At 60.8% G+C, this 23,143-nt stretch carries 24 protein-coding genes and 1 tRNA gene; 15 read left to right on the top strand and 10 right to left on the bottom strand.

Features of this window, described 5'->3' with window-relative positions:
- Positions 1-132: 132 nt before the first annotated feature.
- The 3 genes from upp to FJ930_RS05430 all read left to right on the top strand — a co-directional run bounded on the left by upp (position 133) and on the right by FJ930_RS05430 (position 2,193).
- Positions 133-762 (top strand): uracil phosphoribosyltransferase, encoded by a 630-nt coding sequence (gene upp / locus FJ930_RS05440; RefSeq protein ID WP_095199484.1) that lies wholly within the window; start codon positions 133-135, stop codon positions 760-762.
- Positions 763-845: 83 nt separating this feature from the next.
- Complete coding sequence (locus FJ930_RS05435; RefSeq protein ID WP_141835632.1) at positions 846-1,499, top strand: hypothetical protein; 654 nt, start codon at positions 846-848, stop codon at positions 1,497-1,499.
- 130 nt (positions 1,500-1,629) lie between these two features.
- Positions 1,630-2,193, top strand: a complete 564-nt coding sequence (locus tag FJ930_RS05430) for a TIGR02281 family clan AA aspartic protease (protein WP_141835629.1) — start codon at positions 1,630-1,632, stop codon at positions 2,191-2,193.
- On the opposite strand, the gene deoA is transcribed toward FJ930_RS05430, so the two are convergent.
- From deoA to FJ930_RS05400, 6 genes are read right to left on the bottom strand one after another with little or no spacing between them, the layout of a single operon-like run.
- Positions 2,194-3,513, bottom strand: a complete 1,320-nt coding sequence (gene deoA / locus FJ930_RS05425) for a thymidine phosphorylase (protein ID WP_141835625.1) — start codon at positions 3,511-3,513, stop codon at positions 2,194-2,196. It lies immediately after the preceding gene.
- Entirely contained in the window at positions 3,513-4,322 is an 810-nt protein-coding gene (locus FJ930_RS05420; RefSeq protein ID WP_141835622.1) for a purine-nucleoside phosphorylase, read from the bottom strand. Before FJ930_RS05420 ends, deoA begins: the two co-directional genes overlap by 1 nt.
- Positions 4,323-4,368: 46 nt before the next feature.
- Positions 4,369-4,761 (bottom strand): cytidine deaminase, encoded by a 393-nt coding sequence (gene cdd, locus FJ930_RS05415; RefSeq protein WP_141835619.1) that lies wholly within the window; start codon positions 4,759-4,761, stop codon positions 4,369-4,371.
- A gap of 59 nt (positions 4,762-4,820) precedes the next feature.
- Positions 4,821-5,792 (bottom strand): ABC transporter permease, encoded by a 972-nt coding sequence (locus FJ930_RS05410; RefSeq protein ID WP_140749413.1) that lies wholly within the window; start codon positions 5,790-5,792, stop codon positions 4,821-4,823.
- A 1-nt stretch (position 5,793) separates the two neighbouring features.
- Positions 5,794-6,933, bottom strand: coding sequence for an ABC transporter permease (locus FJ930_RS05405; RefSeq protein WP_141835616.1), 1,140 nt, complete (start codon positions 6,931-6,933; stop codon positions 5,794-5,796).
- Positions 6,930-8,459 (bottom strand): ABC transporter ATP-binding protein, encoded by a 1,530-nt coding sequence (locus FJ930_RS05400; protein ID WP_141835613.1) that lies wholly within the window; start codon positions 8,457-8,459, stop codon positions 6,930-6,932. The genes FJ930_RS05405 and FJ930_RS05400 overlap by 4 nt, the downstream gene beginning before the upstream one ends.
- Before the next feature lie 213 nt (positions 8,460-8,672).
- Here FJ930_RS05400 and FJ930_RS05395 point away from each other — a divergent pair, with 213 nt between their 5' ends.
- Positions 8,673-8,882, top strand: a complete 210-nt coding sequence (locus tag FJ930_RS05395) for a SlyX family protein (protein WP_140609592.1) — start codon at positions 8,673-8,675, stop codon at positions 8,880-8,882.
- A 14-nt stretch (positions 8,883-8,896) separates the two neighbouring features.
- A complete protein-coding gene (locus FJ930_RS05390) occupies positions 8,897-9,313 on the top strand; it encodes a hypothetical protein (RefSeq protein ID WP_141835610.1) in 417 nt (138 codons plus the stop codon).
- A gap of 120 nt (positions 9,314-9,433) precedes the next feature.
- Here FJ930_RS05390 and FJ930_RS05385 read toward each other — a convergent pair whose 3' ends face one another.
- The 3 genes from FJ930_RS05385 to FJ930_RS29975 all read right to left on the bottom strand — a co-directional run bounded on the left by FJ930_RS05385 (position 9,434) and on the right by FJ930_RS29975 (position 11,274).
- Complete coding sequence (locus FJ930_RS05385; RefSeq protein WP_140749425.1) at positions 9,434-10,423, bottom strand: BMP family ABC transporter substrate-binding protein; 990 nt, start codon at positions 10,421-10,423, stop codon at positions 9,434-9,436.
- A gap of 206 nt (positions 10,424-10,629) precedes the next feature.
- Positions 10,630-10,953: a hypothetical protein gene (locus FJ930_RS05380; RefSeq protein ID WP_141835607.1), complete on the bottom strand. Its 324-nt coding sequence runs from the start codon at positions 10,951-10,953 to the stop codon at positions 10,630-10,632.
- Positions 10,954-11,103: 150 nt separating this feature from the next.
- Positions 11,104-11,274 carry a hypothetical protein gene (locus FJ930_RS29975; RefSeq protein ID WP_181763289.1) on the bottom strand — a complete coding sequence of 57 codons (171 nt, stop codon included), beginning with the start codon at positions 11,272-11,274 and terminating at the stop codon, positions 11,104-11,106.
- Positions 11,275-11,547: 273 nt separating this feature from the next.
- Here FJ930_RS29975 and FJ930_RS05375 point away from each other — a divergent pair.
- From FJ930_RS05375 to FJ930_RS05355, 5 genes are all read left to right on the top strand, one after another.
- A tRNA-Ser gene (locus FJ930_RS05375) sits at positions 11,548-11,637 on the top strand.
- Between the two features lie 423 nt (positions 11,638-12,060).
- Complete coding sequence (locus tag FJ930_RS05370; protein ID WP_141835604.1) at positions 12,061-12,708, top strand: hypothetical protein; 648 nt, start codon at positions 12,061-12,063, stop codon at positions 12,706-12,708.
- 230 nt (positions 12,709-12,938) lie between these two features.
- Positions 12,939-14,201 (top strand): hypothetical protein, encoded by a 1,263-nt coding sequence (locus FJ930_RS05365; protein WP_141835601.1) that lies wholly within the window; start codon positions 12,939-12,941, stop codon positions 14,199-14,201.
- Positions 14,201-15,283, top strand: coding sequence for a hypothetical protein (locus FJ930_RS05360; RefSeq protein ID WP_141835599.1), 1,083 nt, complete (start codon positions 14,201-14,203; stop codon positions 15,281-15,283). The genes FJ930_RS05365 and FJ930_RS05360 overlap by 1 nt, the downstream gene beginning before the upstream one ends.
- Before the next feature lie 386 nt (positions 15,284-15,669).
- Positions 15,670-16,995, top strand: coding sequence for an acyltransferase (locus FJ930_RS05355; RefSeq protein ID WP_246676808.1), 1,326 nt, complete (start codon positions 15,670-15,672; stop codon positions 16,993-16,995).
- Positions 16,996-17,389: 394 nt separating this feature from the next.
- Here FJ930_RS05355 and FJ930_RS05345 read toward each other — a convergent pair whose 3' ends face one another.
- Positions 17,390-17,626 (bottom strand): hypothetical protein, encoded by a 237-nt coding sequence (locus FJ930_RS05345; RefSeq protein ID WP_141835596.1) that lies wholly within the window; start codon positions 17,624-17,626, stop codon positions 17,390-17,392.
- A gap of 220 nt (positions 17,627-17,846) precedes the next feature.
- Between FJ930_RS05345 and FJ930_RS05340 the strand changes: the two genes are divergently transcribed.
- The 5 genes from FJ930_RS05340 (at position 17,847) to kdpB (ending at position 23,136) form a co-directional block, all read left to right on the top strand.
- Positions 17,847-18,566 (top strand): Crp/Fnr family transcriptional regulator, encoded by a 720-nt coding sequence (locus tag FJ930_RS05340; protein WP_141835593.1) that lies wholly within the window; start codon positions 17,847-17,849, stop codon positions 18,564-18,566.
- Positions 18,567-18,990: 424 nt separating this feature from the next.
- Positions 18,991-19,080, top strand: coding sequence for a K(+)-transporting ATPase subunit F (gene kdpF / locus FJ930_RS05335; RefSeq protein ID WP_081609884.1), 90 nt, complete (start codon positions 18,991-18,993; stop codon positions 19,078-19,080).
- 33 nt (positions 19,081-19,113) lie between these two features.
- On the top strand, positions 19,114-20,817 hold the full coding sequence (kdpA, locus tag FJ930_RS05330) for a potassium-transporting ATPase subunit KdpA (protein WP_141835590.1): 1,704 nt from the start codon (positions 19,114-19,116) through the stop codon (positions 20,815-20,817).
- 13 nt (positions 20,818-20,830) lie between these two features.
- On the top strand, positions 20,831-21,046 hold the full coding sequence (locus tag FJ930_RS05325; RefSeq protein WP_246676807.1) for a hypothetical protein: 216 nt from the start codon (positions 20,831-20,833) through the stop codon (positions 21,044-21,046).
- Positions 21,043-23,136 (top strand): potassium-transporting ATPase subunit KdpB, encoded by a 2,094-nt coding sequence (gene kdpB / locus FJ930_RS05320; RefSeq protein ID WP_141835584.1) that lies wholly within the window; start codon positions 21,043-21,045, stop codon positions 23,134-23,136. The genes FJ930_RS05325 and kdpB overlap by 4 nt, the downstream gene beginning before the upstream one ends.
- Positions 23,137-23,143 lie beyond the last annotated feature (7 nt).

The raw sequence follows: 23,143 nt of genomic DNA, 5'->3' as shown, positions 1-23,143 counted from the left end.
TAGTGGGCAGTTTGGCCATGCACGCATAGAGCGGTTGAAGGCCGGCGCTTTCCCTCAGGCAGGGACTCGCAAATCGGCTCACTATTCACTACTCACTACTGACCACGAACCATCACCACGTCGGAGCACATCATGAAGGGCGTCACCGTCGTCGATCATCCGCTTGTCCAGCACAAGCTGACCATCATGCGCAAGAAGGAGACCTCGACGGCCGGCTTCAGGCGGCTGCTGCGCGAGATATCGCTGTTGCTCGGCTACGAGGTCACGCGCAACCTTGAACTGACCACCACCACCATCGAGACCCCGATCGAGGAGATGGAAGCGCCGACGCTGGAGGGCAAGAAGCTGGTCTTTGCCTCGGTGCTGCGCGCCGGCAACGGCTTGCTGGAAGGCCTGCTCGACCTGGTGCCGGCGGCTCGCGTCGCCCATATCGGCCTCTACCGCGACCACGAGACGCTGGAAGCGGTCGAGTATTTCTTCAAGGCGCCGAGCGATCTCGCCGACCGGCTGGTGATCGTCGTCGATCCGATGCTGGCGACAGCCAATTCGGCGATCGCGGCGATCGACAAGTTGAAGGGGCGCGGCGCCACCAACATCCGCTTCCTGTGCCTGCTGGCGGCACCCGAAGGCATCGAGCGCTTCACCAAGGCGCATCCGGACGTTCCGGTCTTCACCGCCTCCATCGACCGCCAACTCAACGAGAAGGGCTATATCATGCCGGGCCTCGGCGATGCCGGCGACCGTATGTATGGGACGAAATAGCCTACAGTCTCCAGAGCTATAGAACGCCTGGGCGTATCGGGTAGAGCAGTACTTCTGGGGCTTCCAATGGAGATCTGGTTGTTATGGCAGCTAAGCTCGGATTCTTGTCTCGATTCAGACGCCATAGGGAAGACGTCAGACGGATTATCATCAGCGGAACCGGAAGGGCCGGAACCACCTATCTTGTCGAACTGCTTACAGAGCTTGGTCTGGATACCGGCGAATGGTCATCGAACGATTATTTCCCGGAAGCCAGAGCCGGCTTGGAGAGAGGGATTTTTGACCCAATAGGCCCGCGGATAATCAAGAGCCCGTTTTTATGTGAGAACGTGGATGCAGTTCTGGCTGCCGGCATAAAGATAGATCACGTGGTCATACCGGTTCGGAGGTTCGAGGATGCCGCTGCCAGTCGAGTTTATGTGCAGGAGGCAACAACTGGCTCGGCAGACGGCACCCCGGTAGAGGGAGGACTGTGGGAAACAGGCCATGCGAACGAGCAGATTGCGATCTTGTATCGTAAATTCGCAAACCTGATTGAATCGTTGTTGCGAAATGACATTCCAATGACGCTGATTTCCTTCCCCCGTAGCGCTATAGATCCCCAGTATCTGTTTGGCAAACTGTCGCCGCTGATACCTGGCACCAGCCAATCCAGATTTCAGGAAGCATTTTCCCGCATATCGAAGCCGTCATTGATTCATCAATTCGAACACGTAAGCCAGAAGCAAGGCGCTTGATACTCCTGCGGCCCCTATGCGTCTCGTATGGCGCGTACACAGTTCGTTTACGAAAACCTGCGGTTTCGGAGAGCGTTAAAGCGCCAAACACCATGTCCGGACTAAGGATCAGCCCTCAAAAGGTTGACCCATGCTGCGTACACTTCTCATTTTTGGTGCGTCTGCCGGAATAGCCGTATCCATCCCGATGATCTATCAGTCAAATCCCCAGCTTATCGAGGGATTGCTGAAATCGGCGATTACCGCCAAGCCGGCCACGGAAACCCAGCCGGACCTGAAGCTGGCGGCGCTGCCGGACAAGCCGGCTGTAGCGCAACCGCTGGGCCGCAAGTTCGTGGTCGAGGCGGACGCGCGCGGACACTTCACTTCGCAGTTCAAGCTTAACGGTCGTCAGGTCGACGGCATGATCGACACCGGTGCGACGCTGGTTGCCATCAACACCTCGACGGCCCGCCGGATCGGCCTGTCGCTGAGCTCTTCCGATTTCACGCGCCAGGTCAACACCGCCAACGGCACGATCAAGGCTGCCGTGGTCACGGTCGATCGGCTGCAGATCGGCGCCATCCAGGTGGAAGACGTCCAGGCGGTGGTGCTCGACGACAAGGCGCTTCAAACCAATCTCATCGGCATGAGCTTCCTCACGCGGCTCCAGAAGTACCAGGTCGAAAACGGCTCGCTGCTGCTTGTCCAGTAATCAACCGCGCGGCAGGATCCGCCGCATGATGGTTTTATCCGCCGGCGGCTTGGAGGCACCGATCGCATAGGCTGAAAGCACGGCTGCGCCTGCGGCCTCGGCATCGGAGGGCGAGCGGGCGTGCACCAGCGCCAGGGCATCTCCGGGTTTTACTTCCGCGCCTATCGGGAGCAGCCTGGTGATGCCGACGGCGGGATCGATCTTGTCGTCGGGCCGGGTGCGCCCGCCGCCCAGGCCAACCACCGCAAGGCCAATGTCGCGGGCGGCTATGCTTGTGACGAAACCCTGTGTCGTCGCCTTGACCGCGAATTCCGTTGCCGCCTCCGGCAAATATTTTTCCGGCCTCTCGATGAAATCCGCGGGGCCGCCGAGCACCGTCACCATGCGGGCGAAGGTGGCGGCGGCGCGGCCGCTGGCGAGCGTTTCCGTGGCGCGCCGCATGCCGTCCTGGTTGGACGACACCAGTCCCGCCGACTGCAGCATCTCGGCCGCCAGCGCCAGGGTCACGTCCTCCAGCCGTCGGTCGCGAAGACGGCCGGTCAGGAAGTCGACGGCGTTGCGCACCTCGACGGCGTTGCCGGCAGCCGAGGCCAGTGGTTCATTCATGCCGGTGATCAGCGCCGAGACCTTCAGCCCGGCGCCGCTGGCGACCTCAACCAGGCTGTTGGCGAGCGCGGTGGCATCACGCGACTTCTCCATGAAGGCGCCGTTGCCGACCTTGACGTCGAGCACCAGGGAGCCCAGGCCGGCGGCGAGCTTCTTCGACAGGATCGAGGCGGTGATCAGCGGCACCGATTCCACAGTGGCGGTCACGTCGCGGATCGCATAGAGCCGGCGGTCGGCCGGCGCGAGGTCGGCGGTCTGGCCGATGATGGCACAGCCCGTTTCCAGCACCGCCTGGCGAAACAATGCAATGTCGGGCTGGCTGATATAGCCGGGGATCGCATCCATCTTGTCCAGCGTACCGCCGGTATGGCCAAGGCCACGCCCCGAGATCATCGGCACATAGGCGCCACAGGCGGCGACGATCGGCGCCAGCATCAGCGAGACATTGTCACCGACGCCACCCGTCGAATGCTTGTCGGTGACGGGACCGGGCAGGTCCGACCAATCGAGCACGTCGCCGGAATCGCGCATGGCAAGCGTCAACGCCACGGCTTCGTCCCGGTTCATGCCGTTGAAGAACACCGCCATCGCAAAAGCAGCGGCCTGGCCGTCGGTGACGGCACCTGACGTCACGCCGTCGATGAAGGCCATGATTTCGCGAGCCTCGAGCCTCTGGCCGTCTCGCTTGTGGCGGATGATTTCCTGCGGAAGCATCAGTTCTCCAGGAGCCCGTCGCGGAACACGCGTTGAAGGACCGTTGCCAGCCGTGATCCGCCAACCGGCGCCATATCCTTGGTCTCCTGGTGCGAAAGCTCGGCTCCGGTCATGCCGGCGGCAAGGTTGGTGATGACCGAGCAGGCGGCGACCCGCAGCCCAAGGAAGCGGGCCAGAATGACTTCCGGCACGGTCGACATGCCCACCGCGTTGGCGCCCATGGCGCGCGCCATACGGATTTCGGCCGGCGTTTCGAAACACGGGCCGGAAAACCACATATAGACGCCCTTGTGCAGCGCGGTGCCGGTCGCTTTCGCCGCGCGCTCGATCGCCTCGCGGATGCCGGCATCATAGGCTTCGGTCAGGCCGACGAAGCGGCGGTCGCTCGGCTCGCCGATCAGCGGGTTGGTGCCGGAGAAGTTGATGTGATCGGTGATCAGCATGACGGAGCCCGGCGGCATGTCCGGATCGACCGAGCCAGCGGCATTGGTGAGGATCAGTTTTGTGATGCCGATGCCGGCAAGCACTTCCAGCACAGGCCGCATGGCCGCAGCGTTGCCGTGTTCGTAGTAGTGGGCGCGGCCGGACAGCATCAGCACCGGCATGCCGGCGAACAGGCCGGCCACCACTTCACCGGCATGGCCGCTGACGCCGCTCCTGGGAAAGCCGGGCAGGTCGGCATAGGAGACGCGGATCGGGTTCTCGATCCGGTCGACAAGGCGGCCGAGGCCCGAGCCCAGCACCAGCGCGGTCGACGGCGCCAGCCCGTCCAGCTTCTCGATGAGATGGTCCAGCGCCTTTTCCATCATTTCAGCCAGCCCGTCGTTTCAGCCAATGCTTCATTTCAGCCAGCCTTCATTTCAAAATGTCGCCGGCGAAGCCGTAGGGGAATATGTCACCCATGGTCACGGTCTCGGCCACACCCGTGTCGTCGCAGAGATAGAGCTTGGTTTCAGGGCGGCAGAATTCGGCCAGCCGCTGACGGCAGCCGCCGCAAGGCGAGCATTTGGCCATGCGTTCGGCAAGGATGGCGATTTCGACGATCTTGCCGCCGCCGCCCATGATGTAGTGGCCAAGCGCGGTCGTCTCGGCGCACCAGCCCTCCGGATAGGAAGCGACCTCGACGTTGGCGCCGGTGAAGACGCGCCCATCTTCGGTGCGCAGGGCGGCGCCAACGGGAAACCTGGAATAGGGCGCATGGGCCTTGGCCATGGCGGTCTTGGCCGCTTCGAACAGATCATGCGACATTCAGTTGTACTCTCCCACGATCTTGTTCAAAAGCCTTCCGCCCAGTGGATTCCGTTCGCTCAGCGCTCCTTGACATAGGGCACGCCGCCGGCGCGGGGCGGGATCGCCTTGCCGATGAAGCCGGCGAGCAGGACGACGGTGAGAATATAGGGCAGGGCTTGCATGAACTGCACCGGCACTTTGCCGATGATGGGCAGCGGCGAGCCCTGCAAACGGATCGACAGCGCGTCGAGGAAGCCGAACAGAAGGCAGGCGAACATGGCGTTGACCGGCTTCCATTTGGCGAAGATCAGCGCGGCCAACGCGATGTAGCCCTTGCCGGCGGTCATATCCTTCACGAAGCCGCCATTCTGCACCATCGACAGATAGGCGCCGGCGACGCCGGTCAGGATGCCGGTGCAGATGAGCGCCCTGTAACGCAGCCAGGCGACGGAAATGCCGGCGGTGTCGACGGCAGCCGGATTTTCGCCGACGGCGCGCAGCCTGAGGCCGAAGCGGGTGCGAAACAGCACCCACCAGGTGAAGGGCACCATAAGGAAGGCGAGGTACACCAGCAGCGAATGACCGGAGATCAACTCCGCGTAGATGGGGCCGATGATCGGCACGTCCCTGACGGCATCGGCGCCGGGCCAGGTGATCGCTTCGAACCGTTCGCCCGGCTGCAGCGCCGGCGTGCGTCCGCCCTGCTGGAACCAGGCCTGGCCGAGGATGATGGTCGAACCGGCGGCGACGAAATTGATCGCCACGCCGGAAACGATCTGGTTGCCGCGATGGGTGATCGAGGCGAAGCCATGCACCATGGCAAAGGCGACCGAGACCAGGATGGCCATGCCGAGGCCGAGCAAGGCCGAATGGAAGACCGACGCCGCGGCGGCCCCCGCGAATGCGCCAACCAGCATCTTGCCTTCGAGCCCTATGTCGAAGATACCGGCGCGTTCCGAATAGAGGCCGGCAAGGCACGCCAGCAGAAGCGGCACCGAGAGGCGGATGGTCGAGTCCAATGTCTGGACGATCGCGTTGAACACATCCATCTCAGGCGCCCTTTCCCTTGACCGCTTCCATGCCGACCGACCGTGGGCTGAACGAGGCGAACAGCGCCTGGATGTAAGGCCTGAACATATGTTCGAGCGCGCCGGCGAACAGGATGACCAACCCCTGGATGATGACGATCATGTCGCGGCTGATCGCCGGCATCTCGAAGGCGAGTTCGGCGCCGCCCTGGTAGAGCATGCCGAACAGGATCGCCGCCAGCACGATGCCGACCGGGTGCAGGCGCCCCATCAGCGCCACGGCGATGCCGACGAAGCCGGCGCCGGAGACGAAGTCGATCGCGACATTGTGCTGGTCGCCCATCACCGGATTGAGCGCCATCATGCCGGCGAGCGCGCCCGAGATCATCATGGCTGTGATGATGATGCGGGTTTCCGAAATGCCGGCATAGCGCGCCGCCTTCGGGCTGTGGCCATAGGTGCGCATCTCATAGCCGAGCTTGGTTCGCCAGATCAGCAGCCAGACCAGGAAGGCCATGACCAACGCCAGCAGGAAGGTGACGTTGAGTGGGGCCGAACGGATCTTGGCGCCGAACAGCTCGATGATCCAGTTGAGTTTGGGCAGTTCGGCTCCGGCAAGGAAGTTCCGGGTCTGCGGGGCTTGCGACCCGGCCGGCTTCAATGGCCCCACCAAGAGGTAGACCATGATCGAGGCGGCGATGAAGTTGAACATGATGGTGGTGATGACGATGTGCGAACCACGCTTGGCCTGCAGATAGGCCGGGATCAGCGCCCACAATGCGCCTACAAGCGCGGAAGCGACGATGGCCAGCGGAAATGTCAGCCACCAGGGCAGCACGCTGTCGAAGGACAGGCACACGATGGCGATGCCGAGGCCGGCGATGTAGGCCTGCCCCTCGGTGCCGATGTTGAACAGGCCGCAATGCGCCGCCACCGCCACCGAAAGCCCGGTGAAGATGAAGGTGGTGGCATAGAAGAGGGTGAAGGCGATGCCTGTTCCCTTGCCGAAGGCTCCCTGGACCAGGATGACGGCGGCACGGAACGGATTTTCGCCGACCAACAGCACGACGAAGCCGGCGACGATGAAAGCCACGGCCAGATTGATCAGTGGGATCAACCCATAATCGGCCCATGCCGGCAATTTGGCGTAAGGCGTGCTCATGCGGCGGCCTCCTGCTCGACCCCAGCCATGAGCAGGCCGAGCTCGCCTTCGGTAGCTTCGGGGCCGCGCTCGCCGACGATGCGGCCGGCAAACATCACCAGGATGCGGTCGGAGAGCGAGCGGATTTCGTCGAGCTCGACAGATACCACCAGCACGGCCTTGCCCTGGTCACGCATGGCGATCAGGCGCTTGTGGATGAATTCGATGGCGCCGACATCGACGCCGCGCGTCGGCTGGCCTACGATCAGCACGCCGGGGTCCTGTTCCATCTCCCGCGCCAGCACGATCTTCTGCTGGTTGCCGCCGGAGAAATTGGCGGTCTTCAGGCGCGGATTGCCGGGACGGATATCGTATTTCTCGATCTTGTCCTTCGCATCGGCCATGATGGCGTCGACATTGAGGAATGGCCCTATGAGATAGCGGGGGTCGTCGTGATAGCCGAGGATGGAGTTCTCGTTCTCCTCGAAGGCCAGCACCAGCCCGACATGATGACGGTCCTCCGGCACATGGGCGAGGCCGCGGTCGCGCAACTCACCGGGATCGGCCTTGCCCGTCAGGTCGATCGGCTTGCCGTCGAGCATGACCGAGCCCGAAACGGCATGCCTGATGCCGGAAATCGCCTCCAGCAGCTCGGATTGCCCGTTGCCGGCAACGCCGGCGATGCCGACGATCTCGCCGGCGCGCAGGTCGAAGGAGATGTCGTCGACCATGGTGACGCCACGGGAATCCCTGACCGTCAGGTTCTTGACCGCGAGCTTGACGGCACCGGCTTCCGCTTCGCCCTTTTCGACCCTCAGAAGCACGCGGCGCCCGACCATCAGTTCGGCCAGTTCCTCGACGGTGGTTTTCTTCGTCTCCCGGGTCGCCACCATCGTGCCCTGGCGCATGACCGAGACGGTGTCGGTGATGGCCATGATCTCGCGCAGCTTGTGGGTGATCAAAACCACCGTCTTGCCCTGTTCCTTCAGCTGCTTGAGGATGCGGAACAGATGGTCGGCCTCGGCCGGCGTCAGCACGCCCGTCGGCTCGTCGAGGATCAGGATCTCGGCGCCGCGATAGAGCGCCTTGAGAATTTCGACACGCTGCTGCAGGCCGACCGGCAGTTCCTCGATGATCGCGTCGGGATCGACTTCCAGCCCATATTCGCGCTCCAGCCGCTCCAGCTCGGAACGCGCCTTGGCGATGCTGCTCTTCAAGAGCGCATCGTTTTCGGCGCCGAGAATGATGTTCTCCAGCACCGAGAAATTGTCGACCAGCATGAAATGCTGGTGCACCATGCCGATGCCAAGCGCGATCGCGTCGTTGGGCGTCTTGATCGACGCCGGCTTGCCGCCGACGCGGATTTCGCCGCCGTCGGCCTGGTAGAAACCGTAGAGGATCGACATCAGCGTCGACTTGCCGGCGCCATTTTCGCCGACGATGCCGTGGATGGTGCCGCGCGCGATCTCCAGATTGATGTCGCGGTTGGCACGCACGGCGCCAAAACTCTTGTTGATGCCGATCAGTTCGATTGCGGCTTGCGCCATGCAGCCTGTCCCACTCTTATTTTTTTATCGCTTGGTCAAAATGCCTAGCATGACGCTCCGCCCATGCCAATTGGCCGGAGCAGCGTCCACTCTCGACAAATCCCTGCGCGCTTGTCAATTTCGAACGTGTCCGAAGCTCTCACATTCGCTAGTATGGCGAAGCCGAATTGAAACCGCGGCGCAAGGCGTCGCGGTAAAAACTGAGGACTTTGCATGACTACGCCTGCCGACCGGCTGACGACGCTGGAAATCCGCGCCGCCGAGCAGGAAAAGACCATCGAGGAACTGTCGGGCCAGATCGCCGAGCAGTGGACGGTGATCGAGCGCATGCAGCGCAAGCTCGACGCGCTGACCGAGCGTTTCCTGGCGCTCGAGGAGCAAGCGGGGTCAGACGTGCCGGTGACCAAACCGCCGCACTGGTAGGATGGAGGGGAGCCATGGCCGGGGAGGGCGACCGCATGGCAAGGGCTGGGGACTATGTGCTTGGCCTGATGAACGACGCGGAGCGCCAACGGGCCGAGCGTGACCTGGAGATCGACCCAGCCTTCCGCGATGCGGTGATACGGCTTGCCGAACGCATGCACATCTTCGACCGTGCCGTGCCGTCGGGCGGCGACGATCGGTGGCGGCTGATCTCGCAACGCATCGCCGAACTGCCGCAGATGCGCTTACCCGGCCATGATGAGGCAAGACCTTCGGTGGTGATCCGCAAGCTGGAGCGCTGGCCTTACGGCGTCGGCGTGCATTCGCTGGGCAGTCGGCGCGGCACCGTCATCGCCATCGTGCTGATCGCGACCTTCGCGCTCGGCTATTTATTGGGCTTATGGTCGACCGGCGGCGCACATCTGCCCTGACCTCCAGGACAATCCCATGCGCGCTCCCGGCGCTGTCCTGCTGGCCTGCCCCGATCTCCGACCCCCGAAAACAAAACCGCCGGGCTTTCACCCGGCGGTTCGAAATCTAGTGCTTATCGATCAATACGGGCAGGCGTTGTCGGCGGTGTAGTCGTGCACCTGGATCTTGCCGGCGATGATATCTGCCTTAGCCTTTTCGACAGCGGCCTTCATGGCGTCGGTCACCAGCGCTTTGTTGTTGTCGTCCATGGCGTAGTCGACGCCGCCTTCCTTGAGGCCGAGATTCTCGACGCCACCCTTGAAAGTGCCGTTCTTGCCGTCCATGAAGGCGGTGTAGACGGCGACGTCGACGCGCTTCATCATCGAGGTCAGCACCTTGCCGGGCTGCAGGCCGTTCTGGTTGGAATCAACGCCGATGCCGAGCTTGCCGGCATCAGCCGCCGCCTGCAGCACGCCGACGCCGGTGCCGCCGGCCGCGGCGTAGACCACGTCGGAGCCCTGGTCGATCTGCGTCTTGGCGATTTCGCCGCCCTTGGCCGGATCGTTCCAGGCGGCCGGCGTGTCGCCGGTCATGTTCTGGATCACTTCCGTCGCACCGGCCGCCTTGGCGCCACCGACATAGCCGCATTCGAACTTGCGGATCAGCGGAATGTCCATGCCGCCGACGAAGGAGACCTTCTTCGACTTCGATGCCATCGCCGCCATGATGCCGACGAGGTAGGAGCCTTCATTCTCCTTGAACACCAGCGAGCGGACATTGGGCAGGTCGACGGCATCGTCGATGATGGCGAAGTTGAGATCGGGATATTCGGCCGCGATCTTCTTCAGCGCATCTTCCCAGGCGAAGCCGGCCATGACGATCGGGTTGTGGCCGTCCTCGGCGAAGCGGCGCAGCGCCTGCTCGCGCTGCGAGGCATTGGACACCTCGAATTCGACATAGGGCGTGCCGGTCTCGGTCTTGAACTTCTCGGCGCCGTGATAGGCCGCTTCGTTGAACGATTTGTCGAACTTGCCGCCCAGATCATAGAGGATGGCCGGCTGGACATCCGCGGCAAAAGCCGGAAGAGCCATTGCGGTTGCGGCCAGGAGGCCGAGAACGATACGTTTCATGTGATCCACACCCTGTCGGTTATTTTTTCCGTTACGCCCCGCCCGCCTGTCCGGTTCTGCGGCAGGCATGCGACGTCAGCCAGGAGTGTATTGACCTCCCGCTCGGCGGCAATCTGGCACGGCCCGAAACAAAATTCACGCGGAATTTTGACCCTTTGGAAAAGCGTGCCAAGGGCAAGCCGTGCCGGCAGTTTGGTCCTTGCGGATCAGTTGGCGGCGAACTGGCCTGTGCGCCGCTGCCGCTTGTAGCCGAGGGCGTAGAGCAGGAAGGCCAGCACCGCGAACACGGCAAATCCCGGCTGGTTGAGCACCCAGGCAATGGCGCCATCCCACAGCAGCGGACTGGCCTTGGCACGGACGAAGGTTTCGAAGGCCGCCCTTGTGTCAGGCGAGACGGCCAGCCAACTGACGTTGAGCGGGGTCAGCACAAGGGCCGAAGCCGCCACCGTGCGCGTGGTGTCGAGCACCGCCATGATGACGGAGACCGACAGCGCGACCATAGCAGCAAGACGAAAGATGAAGCGAAACATCAAGGCTCTCCCCCGGCCGATCCTGGACGCTTCCCAGGGACCTCCGGCACGTATCCCGAAACGAGAAATAGAATGGGTATGGCTTGCCCGCAACCGCGATACGCGAAATTTGAAAGTTCGGGCTTTCTCCTCCTATGCAGCCACCTGGCCCTATGCGGCCGGTCGACGCCTATGCCGGTGAGCGAGCCAGACGGCAAGAATGCCGCCGGCGATGGCGCCGACCACCAGCCCGGCCAGGCCGATGAAGGCGGCGAAATAGCCGCAGCCGTCCTTCAAGGGGTTTATCTCGGTGACGTCGGTCCAGAAGACGAAATCGGGCATGCTTCGAAGCGTAGGGCGCGGCAAAACCGGCGCGACAGCCGTGGCGTGAACGCTACATGGCCGGCAAAGCGAATTGACTGCCGTTATGGCTTGGCATTCGGCGCGGGATCGACTAGATGAGCCCCGCGCCTGTTGCTTTGACGGCTCAGGTGCCGGGGAAGGATGCCCGCTGGTTGGGCGGCATCCATGGCGCGGAAACTCCGCTTCGCAGCCCCAAGGGAGGTGCATCTCCCCAACCCGCACGGCGAAACCGGCCGGCGCGAAGGCAAGGACGGAGAGGTGGCCGAGTGGTTGAAGGCGCACGCCTGGAAAGTGTGTTTACGGGAAACCGTAACGCGGGTTCGAATCCCGCTCTCTCCGCCAGTTTCCAGCCAACTTTCTGATAACGCTGGATTTTTCAAGAACGTTGGACCGACGCTTTCTGCTCTGTGACACTTTCGTGGGACAGTGGGGTCAATTTTGGTACGTCGAAAGTCGGATTTTTTACTTCAGGGGCGTTATCCCTTTGAAATTGCGAAAGCCGCTACTGCGGCGGGAGATTAGGTTTTCGCTCTCAACCTCGGCAAGATCGGTAGCTGTGCTAAGGTGCAGACATCTTAGCAACCGCTTTGATCAGTTTGTCGCGGGTTTCGAGATGCTCCAATCCCTGTCGCCCGTCGAAATCCATCTGTCTGAACCAAGCTCTTGAGTAAAGAGACCATTCATTTGAGACGCTTCGAGGGGCCATTTGGGAGACTCACAAGCTGAACTCGTGATAGAAGCAACTTGATGAGCAGGGGGGCGGGGATGTCATCAGCGAACATTGGCGACATGGCAACTTGGGCCGCGGCATTCGTCGCGCTGTTGGCGTTGCTAGTTGCAATTGCCGAACGACGTGGGGCAGATCGCGCCAATTTGGAGAACCGTGAACTCGCTCGACAGAACGCCGACTTGCTCAAACAACAACATCGGCTGGAGCAGCGAGCCTGGACGGATACGCATTTCGATGCTGTGCGTGACTGGTCCCAGCAAGTCTGCTTCACGGTTGCCGACGCGATGCATGTTAAGGAGGAGCAGCGGGGTGCAGTGCTCAGCAAGCTGAGCGCCTTGATCGACATTGGGCGGTGGTATTTTCCCAACCAGTGGTCCGAAAAGTACGGAATCGACAAAGAGCCTGCGTACCGAGGGCTTAGACAGCCTGTATTGGATTGCTTGGTTGCGGCTTACGATGGTCTGTCAGACCGAACGCCTAATGCTGAGCTCAGATCGCAGTTGGAAGCTTGCCAACGACATTTCGTCAGCCAGATTCAGCTAGTCATCGATCCGCGCCGTCGCGAGAAGCAAATCGCTCGCATCCTTGACGATTGGGAACAGTCAGAACGGCTCCGCGATCTACCAGCTAACAATGAAAAAGCTGGCACTAAGCCGAACAGCAAAAAAGTAGGCAACCAATAGGTCGTTTAAAGGCGAGCACGAAGCCCGCAAAACGGAGCGCCGGCAGAGGGCACAGGGAGAAAGCTCGCCGCGGCGCTCACGAGATAGGTCTCACATTTTTTAACCCTGAAATCCTTTGGCTTAGCCCCAAAAATTGGAGTGTTGCAGACTGCTAGAATCATGAAACAGTCTCTTTGTTTGAGTACCACAATATTGCTATCGCACTCTGCGTACTGCCAACTCCGGTTCCAATGCCCCAACTGACCTCTGAAATCGCATTCGATCTGCATTCCGGCCTTACGGACTTCGATGTGCCGGAATTGGCAGAACTTCGGATGATCGGGATGGCAGCCACGCTTGCAATTCATATCAAGGGCCTCGCTTCCATACCGATTGAAGTCCTACGGGGCGTCTGCAATATCTATTGGGGGATACCGTCTTTTGCTCTGGAAAAGGTACTTGAAATTCTGCGAGACGCAGGCTTCGTCCGGTTAGTTGGAAGCCCCCGAGTTGAACGTGTCATTCCCGAAATCCCGATATTTGAGACCGTATACGGAACCCTGGACAGCTACGCACAGTCGGAAATTCACCTAAATGAGCATGAAGAGACGGCAATCTCCATACTCAGGCATCTGCACGATGCGCCGAGAAATCGAGATACGGTGTTCAACGACTTGGGAGCCGACAAGCAAGTATTTGCTCGTACCCTACAAATTGGAAAGCGCAGTGGAATCATTAGCGAGCACACAGCGCGTGGTCGCCCAATTCTAATTAGCCCATTCTACTTCACCGACAACCTCGATGGTTTAGCGGACTTGGCTGCTTCCCACGGAGCGACCACGATTGCCGAGACCCTTAAACGTGTGAAATCGGCTCAAGGGTGGCCATTGTCGTTGGTTCGAAAAAGGAAAGAGATAGGACACAGTTCGCTTTCAACAGACCAACTCGCCGTGGTCGAAAAACTTGCAGCCGAGGGGATTATTAAACCTCCTACGGTGACATTCGGCGCGTCTGCAGAGTCTTTCGTGTTCACCCCCCAACCAGGCCCGACCCGCCTTAACGCCTCGAAGAAACAGATTTACGAGCGTGCTATGGCGCTCATTTCGGCCGTTCGTAAAGGCCAGCTCATGGCCACACGGTACCCAATAAGGTTCCCGGTGACGCTGCTCTCGCGCCTCAGAGATCGTGGGTACGTCGCAGCGAACTCCGAAGCGCAATTACAGTATGCCAATCTTGTAACTTTGCTTGTAGGGAAGCTCAGACCGTCGGGAACTGGTCACATCTTCGAGCTGAACAAGACTCCTGAAAATTTGGAGGCACTTAACTTGGCGATCCGGCTGCTGAGGACAGGGGATTTGTCGGGGGCAGAGATAGACGATGATGCGCGGTTGGCCCTTACGAAGGATGAGCGATACATCCAATCCCTTCAGGCGTCCCGTGATCTCAGAAAAGCTCCAATTTCCATTCGGAGCGAGGAGATTGAACATGAATTTCAGTTGCTGCTGAACATCTAATGGGACGCCTTGATAAAGACCGATTCCAAAAAGAACTTGCGATCCGATACTGTCTGTCGGCGGGTCTCCTACCATTCTTGGAGGTGCTTGTTGTTAGTTCGGCTGAAGTAACAGATCAGGTTGAGGTTCTCACTGACGTTGATGTCCTTGGGGTTTCCGCACTCGATGACGGCCGGCTTCACAAGACAATTTTCGATTGTAAATCCTCCACGCGCATGAGCCCAATCAATCGGGCCTTTTGGACTGCTGGCTTGAGGCAATATATTGCGGCGGATTCCGCGTTCGTACTCATGGGCAGCCGATCATCTCGAAACCACCGGCTAGCAGCCTTGGACATGAATGTTGATCTTCACGACGAAGACTCCTTCACGGCCCTCGGACGGAGCCTTGATCCCGTTTTCCCCAACATAGAGGCCTATCAAGCTTCAATTGATCGATGGCAGAGCCTTGAAGACGTCTACTCTGCCAACCAATGGTCATCCGGATTGCGGGAGCAGATAGCTTATGCAGTCCCGCTTGCCGACGACCCCAAAGCAGTTTTCCGCCGCATAATAGCCAGCCTTCGGTCCGCGCGTGGAAATTTTGACCCTAAAAAACCTAAGCATCTCGCAATAATTTTCGATGTAATGTCTGCAACATTTGTGTCTTTGATCAAGATAACACGGGATTTGCGTAGAATATATGACCCCAAGATGGACAAGAGGGAGTTCGAGAATACGCTTCGGTATTACATGTGGGGAGGAAAGGAGGCGTTCAATATTAGGCAGCAGCTCGCCAGTCGTAGTGATGCTTCAAGGGACAATTTTGTTGAACTCCCAGCTTGGCCGAATCTAGTCAATTTTATGGGCATCACATTGGACGCTCCAGGGGCGATTTTAGATTGCGCAATCGCCTGTAAGGAAATTTCACTAAGGTTTGCGTCAGGATCCACACCTATTTTAGATGCTCTGCTGTCCGAGCGACTAGAATCGGAAGGACGAACCGTTCAATTCTCTGTTGCTTTGGGCGAATACCTAACGAAAGGCGGCAACTTACCCACCGATATGCAGCGAGAAATAGAGGCGACGCTGTATGCATTCTAGTGGCGTATGGCTTTGCTCGCAGGAAGCCTTACTGCCTCCACAAGCGCCCTCTTGGCCTTCTTCGGGGCCTGTCCCGCGTAACCATGCTGGCTCAGGTCAGGGCTCTTGGCGCGTTCGCTGTCCGTATGCCCCAGCACCCACGTGATGGTCCTCGTCAAAGCCCTCTGCACCCGCAAGCATGGCTTCACGCGCCTTGCGGATGAACCATCGGCGGAACGAGTGGAAATCCACATTGCTCTTGGGGTTCTCGTTTGGCCGCTCATCCACCCCACCTTGCGGCGATACCGGGTGAACTGCTTTGCAGCAGGATCGGAACGCCTCTCACGTGACTTTGGGATGGGGGGCGAAGTCGTTAACAGATAGTTGCTGTCCTTCTTGCCTTCCCTATGGCGCTTGACGATCTCTTTTGGTTGCATAAGGAGATCGAGAAGCATGGCGTTGCGCGCAAGGATCGGTTCGGAGCGGAAATGATCGGACTCTATGATCTGTGGCCCGCCTTCGCGGTCGTAGCGATGCTTTGGCCACTTGACGGCATGCCGCTGTTTCAGCGCGTGGGCTTCGAATCGAACTCTGCCAGGATCCGGGCAATAGATGGAATGCGAGGATATCTCGCGCTTGCCGTCGCGCTTCATCACGCCGTCATTTACCATGAATTCCTGACGACCGGCGCATGGAAGTATCCGCCCTCGGCTTTCTATGGCTTGCTGGGGCAGGCGGGAGTGTCCTTCTTCTCCGTCATCTCCGCCTATCTGTTCTGGGGAAAACTGCTGTCGGCGAAGTCCTCCGTCGACTTTCCGACTTTGTTGCTCAAGCGGGCTTTCAGGATCGGGCCGCTCTACATTTTGGCGGTAGGCCTGGCGATGGGTTTGGAGATCGTCGAGGCGCGGATCGACTATTCAACCTTCGCGACTTACGAGCGGGCATTGTTCAATCTTCTGGTTGGTGTCTTCGGCTACGTCCCGCTTTCGAGTTCACGCGTCTGCGCATTGGCTTGCGTGACCTGGACCTTGCCCTATGAGTGGATGTTCTATTTCAGCCTGCCGATCGCGGCCATATTCAGCCGGCACCCGGTTGCGCGCCTGGGCCTGCCGGTCGTCCTCCTGGTCTTTTCCACAATCGGGTCGGCGAGCCGAGGGAGCGCCACCTACATCTATCTGGGGCTTTTCGCTGGCGGAATGTTGTGCGCAACGCTCGAAGCAAACGCCTTGCTGCTGAGAGTGCATCGACACGCCTTGTCCGCAATCGCTCTGGCCATACTGATCTATCTCTTTGCCACCTATGACATTGCCTACGCGCCGGGGCCGATGCTGCTCTGCACCAGCGTCTTCTTCCTGATCGTGTCCGGTGCCGATTTCTTCGGTCTACTGACCGCAACCCGCTCGGTACGACTGGGCGAAATCAGCTATGGTATCTACCTGTTGCAGGGGCTTGCTTTCCTGATGCCGTTTTCCATTGTGTCGGTGCGGAACTTCGCCTTGGCAAATGCCGCTCAGTATTGGCTTGTGATCCTGATGACGATGGCGCTGCTCGTCGTGATGGCGCTGATTGCACATCTCGTTGTCGAGAGGCCCGGCGTCTCGCTGGGAAATGTTCTTGCAACAAAGCTTCGCCTGTCGGCGAAGCGCGAGACAGCCGAGAATGAGACATCCGGCAACGCGGCGCAGTCCTGGATGATGCCGAATTTCAAAACACAGTCGGCGGATCGCTCATAGCAACCGCAACATAGCCCTTTCATAAGTCGGGCACGTGTCTTGCCGTCACCCTTTCGAAGGTGCGTGTGGGGATGCCGGCCTGTTGGGGCGCTTTGGTTCAGGTTCATTGATCGCTTGCGCGGCAAGGCGCAGCGCTCTCAGCCTGGCTGTCTTTTCCTCGCGGGCCGCCCGCTCTGCATCGATCACGATCTGCGATTCACGTTTGGCGCGCTCGTTACGCTGGGTGTCGACTTTTGCACGAACCATGTGCCGCTACTCCGTCCTGGGAGGCGTCGTTTTCGATCGCCGCCTCCATCGTCCTCGGGCCCATGGTGCAGCGTTGCGGCGGGTGCGACGATTACAAATGATAATTGGGAAACGTTTGTCATCGCTGATCGCTGCTCGCGTAAAGCCGTCAGTCACACCAGCCGGAAGAGATGACGATCGATGCCTCGAAGATCTGGCGGCCGTCCTCGTCGCGTACCTTGATGGTGATGGCTGTGTGGTCGTTTTCGATCGCTTCGTCACGGACGATGTCGGGCAGCATGCGGATTGCTTCGCGCCGCATGCGCTCGCGCGTTTCGAAGACCTGGCCGTCATCGTCCACCGTCAGCCCATCGCCATTGTAGAGGTCGAGATAGAATCTGGGCATGATGCGGCTGGATCCCACGGACCGGTGACATTGCGCGATATTCCACCGACAATTCGCGGGCTAAGTAGTTGTTCCATCAGCGTTGGTATTTGTCGTGGAACAAGCAGGGGCAACAAATGTTAATGCCATCAGTGGCCAAAGGCCTAGTGCATCCAAAGCCGCCTTGCTTCCGACAGAACACTTGGCGATCGGCTTCTCAAGCCCATTCGCGGAGGTTGCGGTGCTTGAACCCCTCTACCTGAACCTTGGTCAGCACGACGGGCTTTCCGACGCCGAGAAGGCGCTGCTGAGCGGCGCGATGACCTTCGAGCGGCATTTCGCCACCGGCCAGGATATTGTCGCATCGGGATCCCGGCCGACCTACTCGACATTGATCCTCGACGGTCTGGCGGCACGCTACAAGGTGCTGGAGAATGGTGGCCGGCAGTTCACCTCATTGCAGGTGCCCGGCGATTTCGTCGATCTCCACGCCTTCCTGCTTAAGACCATGGATCACGGCATCGTCGCCCTGTCGCCCTGCCACGTCATGTTCGCCGATCACAGCCGGCTTCGCGCCATCACCGAGGAAGCGCCACATCTGACGCGGCTGCTGTGGCTGGACACGCTGGTCGACGGCGCCATCCACCGCGAATGGATCGTGGCGATGGGGCGCCGCTCCAGGACTTCGCATCTGGCCCATCTGGTCTGTGAGCTTTTCGTGCGGTTGCAGGTGGTGCAGCGCACCAACGGCATGAGCTTCCATCTGCCGCTCTCGCAAGCCGAACTTGCCGATGTGCTCGGTCTTTCCGTCGTGCACATGAACCGGGTCATCGGCGCCTTGCGCAGGGTCGGCGTCGTCAGCTGGGCCAATCACACGGTGACCATCCTGGACTGGCACCGGCTGCAGGAAATCGCCGAGTTCGATCCGACCTATCTCAGCATGATGCGGGAGCCGCGCTAGGAGCGGCTCATCGTTTCACGGAACGGCGTCCCCCGCATCTTTTCTTGTTCCGTTCATGCCGCAAGGGCGTGGTTGCGCGCCGCAACCCACCAGATCCAAATCGAAACGCCGGCTCGCTGACGGCGACGAGGCGGCAAAACCTTTATGAAATTCCTATTTCTTTCCGCCTCGCGCCGTCTCGAACCTTTATGGCGACCGGGTCCATATTCCACCTGAGACAAATATTCGAGCCGCCGTTGCGTAAATGCGGAACGGAGCTCTTTTTGGAATATTTCAAACCTTTCGATGAAAGGCGCGAAGTACAAATCTGAAAAAAGGAACCAGCATGATGGACATCATTGTTCTCGGGATAGGGGTTATATTTTTTACCCTGTCCCTCGCCTACATCAAAGCCTGCGCCAGCCTTTAGCCGGAGGACGTCAACATGCTTGTCGATTATATACTCGGTGGCGGCGTGACCCTGTTTCTGCTCGCCTATCTTACATACGCCCTCGTTCGTCCAGAACGCTTCTGACGGCACTGGCGCCGGGCACGGAAAGCTACACCCATGACTGTCTACGGATGGATACAGGTTCTCGTCTACTGCGCGATCATCGCTTCGCTCGTGAAGCCGCTCGGCGGCTACATGTATCGCGTCTTCAACGGCGATCGCACATTCCTCTCGCCAGTTCTCAGGCCTCTCGAACGAGGCCTTTATCGCGTTTCGGGAACCGGTGAAAACGAAGAGCAGCACTGGACCACCTACGCGGCAGGCATCGTGTTCTTCAGTCTCGCCAGCTTCCTGATGCTTTATGTCCTGCAGCGCCTGCAGGGCAGCCTGCCTTACAATCCGATGGGCATGAGCGCGGTCGAACCGGCGCTTGCATTCAACACCGCCGTCAGCTTCACGACCAACACCAACTGGCAGAACTACGGTGGCGAAAGCACGATGTCCTATCTCGTGCAGATGGCTGGTCTAACCGTGCAGAACTTCGTGTCCGCCGCGGTCGGCATTGCCATCGCAGTCGCACTGATCCGCGGCTTCGCCCGCGCCTCCGGCAAGTCGATCGGCAACTTTTGGGTCGATATGACCCGATGCACGCTCTATGTGCTGCTGCCGCTCTGCATTGTGCTGACCGTGGTCTATGTCTGGCTCGGCATGCCGCAGACGCTTGGGCCCTATGTCAGCGCCACCACGCTGGAGGGTGCGCAGCAGACCATCGCCGTCGGCCCGGTCGCCTCGCAGGTCGCGATCAAGATGCTCGGTACCAATGGCGGCGGCTTCTTCAACGCCAATGCCGCGCATCCGTTCGAGAATCCGAACGCCATCTCCAATCTGATCCAGATGGTGACGATCTTCGCGCTCGGCGCTGCTCTCACCAACGTCTTCGGCCGAATGGTCGGCAACCAGCGCCAGGGCTGGGCGATCCTGACGTCGATGGGCGTGCTGTTTATCGCCGGCGTTGCGGTCTGCTACTGGGCCGAAGCCGCGGGCAATCCGCTTGTCCATGCGCTGGGCATCGATGGCGGCAATATGGAAGGCAAGGAAACCCGCTTCGGCGTCGTGCTCTCGGCGCTGTTCGCGGTCATCACCACGGCGGCGTCCTGCGGCGCGGTCAACGCCATGCACGACAGCTTCACCGCGCTCGGCGGCATGATCCCGATCATCAACATGCAGCTCGGCGAAGTCATCGTCGGCGGCGTCGGCGCCGGTTTCTACGGCATCTTGATGTTCGTCCTGATCGCCGTCTTCGTCGCCGGCCTGATGGTCGGGCGCACACCCGAATATCTCGGCAAGAAGATAGAGGCCAAGGAGGTCAAGATGGCGATGCTGGCGATCCTGTGCCTGCCGCTGGCAATGCTTGTCTTCACGGCCACCGCGGTGGTCCTGCCGAGCGCCGTGGCGTCAACCGCAAATGGCGGCCCGCATGGCTTCTCCGAAATACTCTACGCCTATACTTCGGCGGCGGCGAACAACGGCTCGGCCTTCGCCGGTCTCAACGGCAACACGCCCTGGTACAATATCACGCTCGGCATCGGCATGCTGATGGGCCGCTTCCTGGTCATCATTCCGGCGCTCGCCATCGCAGGCTCGCTGGGGGCGAAGAAGACCGTGCCCGCCTCGGCCGGCACCTTCCCGACCGACAGTCCGCTGTTCGTCGGGCTGCTGGTCGGCGTCATCGTCATCGTCGGCGGCCTGACCTTCTTCCCCGCGCTCGCCGTCGGACCGATCATCGAGCATCTGGCAATGATCCACGGGCAAACCTTCTGAGGCGGACATGTCCATGTTCAACATCAGACGTCCCAATGGCCGGCATCAGCCCGACGGTGAAGGTGAAAGGGACGGCAAGCCTCCTCCCTTTCCAACGGCGTCGACGTTCCTCGGCCTTGCCGCAGTCATGATCGTCCTCTGGCTGTTGGCCTACGGGCTTCCGCATCTTCTTCAGGCACCCGATCGACCGGTGCCCCACAACAACACTGAAGCCGGAGCTTCAAAATGAGCCACGCGAAATCAGCCAGCATCCTGGATGCACGCATCCTGTGGCCCGCCATCGGCGGCGCCTTCCGCAAACTCAATCCACGCACGCTGGCCCGCAACCCGGTGATGTTCGTCGTCGCGGTGGTTACGGCGCTGACATCAGTGCTGTTCGTCAAGGATCTCATCACCGGCGGTGGCGATCCGCGCTTTACGCTGCAGATCATCATTTGGCTGTGGTTCACCGTGCTCTTCGCCAATTTCGCCGAAGCCGTCGCGGAAGGGCGAGGCAAGGCGCAGGCGGATTCGCTGCGCAAGGCGCGCACCGAGACCCAGGCCAAGCTGCTGACCGGCGAGGACCGCACCAAGTTCAAGATGGTGCCCGGCACCAGCTTGAAGGTCGGCGACGCCGTGCTGGTCGAAGCGGACGACATCATCCCATCCGACGGCGAGGTGATCGAAGGCGTCGCCTCGGTCAACGAAGCGGCGATCACGGGCGAATCCGCGCCGGTGATCCGCGAATCCGGCGGCGACCGCTCGGCGGTCACCGGCGGCACCCAGGTGCTGTCCGACTGGATCCGCGTCCGCATCACCGCCGCCGCCGGACACACATTCCTTGACCGCATGATCTCGCTTGTCGAAGGCGCCGAGCGCCAGAAGACGCCGAACGAGATCGCGCTCAACATCCTGCTCGTCGGCATGACGCTGATCTTCGTGCTGGCCACGGCGACCATCCCGAGTTTCGCGTCCTATTCGGGCGGCTATATTTCGGTCACCGTGCTTGTCGCTTTGTTCGTGACCCTGATCCCGACCACGATCGGCGCGCTGCTGTCGGCCATCGGCATCGCCGGCATGGACCGGCTGGTGCGCTTCAACGTGCTGGCCATGTCCGGACGCGCCGTGGAAGCGGCGGGCGACGTCGACACGCTGCTGCTCGACAAGACCGGCACCATCACGCTCGGCAACCGCCAGGCGACCGAGTTCCGCCCGGTCAAGGGCGTGACCGAGCAGGAACTGGCCGACGCGGCGCAGCTTGCCTCGCTGGCCGACGAAACGCCGGAAGGCCGCTCGATCGTCGTGCTGGCCAAGGAAAAATACGCCATCCGTGCCCGCGACATGGCAACGTTGCATGCGACCTTCGTGCCGTTCACCGCGCAGACCCGCATGAGCGGTGTCGACATCGACGGCTCCTCGGTGCGCAAGGGCGCGGTCGATTCCGTGCTCGCCCATGTCAACCAGTCGACTGTCGCCGCCCATGGCGCGCGCCCCGGCAGCGACACCGTGCGCGACCTGCAGGCGATTGCAGACGAGGTCGCAAAGTCCGGCGGCACGCCGCTGGCGGTCGAGCGTGACGGGCGCCTGCTCGGCATCGTCCACCTCAAGGACATCGTCAAGGGCGGCATCCGCGAGCGTTTCGCCGAGCTGCGCAAGATGGGCATCCGTACGGTGATGATCACCGGCGACAACCCGATGACGGCGGCGGCCATCGCGGCGGAAGCCGGCGTCGACGATTTCCTCGCCCAGGCGACGCCGGAGGACAAGCTGAAGCTGATCCGCGACGAGCAGGCCAAGGGCAAGCTGGTCGCCATGTGCGGCGACGGCACCAACGATGCGCCGGCGCTTGCCCAGGCCGATGTCGGCGTCGCCATGAACACCGGCACGGTCGCCGCCCGCGAGGCCGGCAACATGGTCGATCTCGACAGCGACCCGACCAAGCTGATCGAGATCGTCGAGATCGGCAAGGCGCTGCTGATGACGCGCGGCTCGCTGACCACTTTCTCCATCGCCAACGACGTGGCCAAATATTTCGCCATCATCCCGGCGATGTTCGCCGTCTTCTACGTCGCGCCGGGCCAGACCGCCGGCCCGCTGCAAGCGCTCAACATCATGCATCTGGCGACACCGCAGAGCGCCATCCTGTCGGCCATCATCTTCAACGCGCTGATCATCATCGCGCTGATCCCGCTGTCGCTGCGCGGCGTCAAATACAGGGCGATCGGCGCCGGTGCGCTGCTCGGCCGCAACCTCCTCGTCTACGGCCTTGGCGGCATCATAGTGCCGTTCGCCGGCATCAAGCTAATCGACCTGGCCGTCACGGCCATCGGCCTTGCATAAGGACAAT

Source organism: Mesorhizobium sp. B2-4-15, from assembly GCF_006658505.1.
Lineage (GTDB): Bacteria > Pseudomonadota > Alphaproteobacteria > Rhizobiales > Rhizobiaceae > Mesorhizobium.
This window is presented reverse-complemented; position numbering and strand designations above follow the sequence as displayed.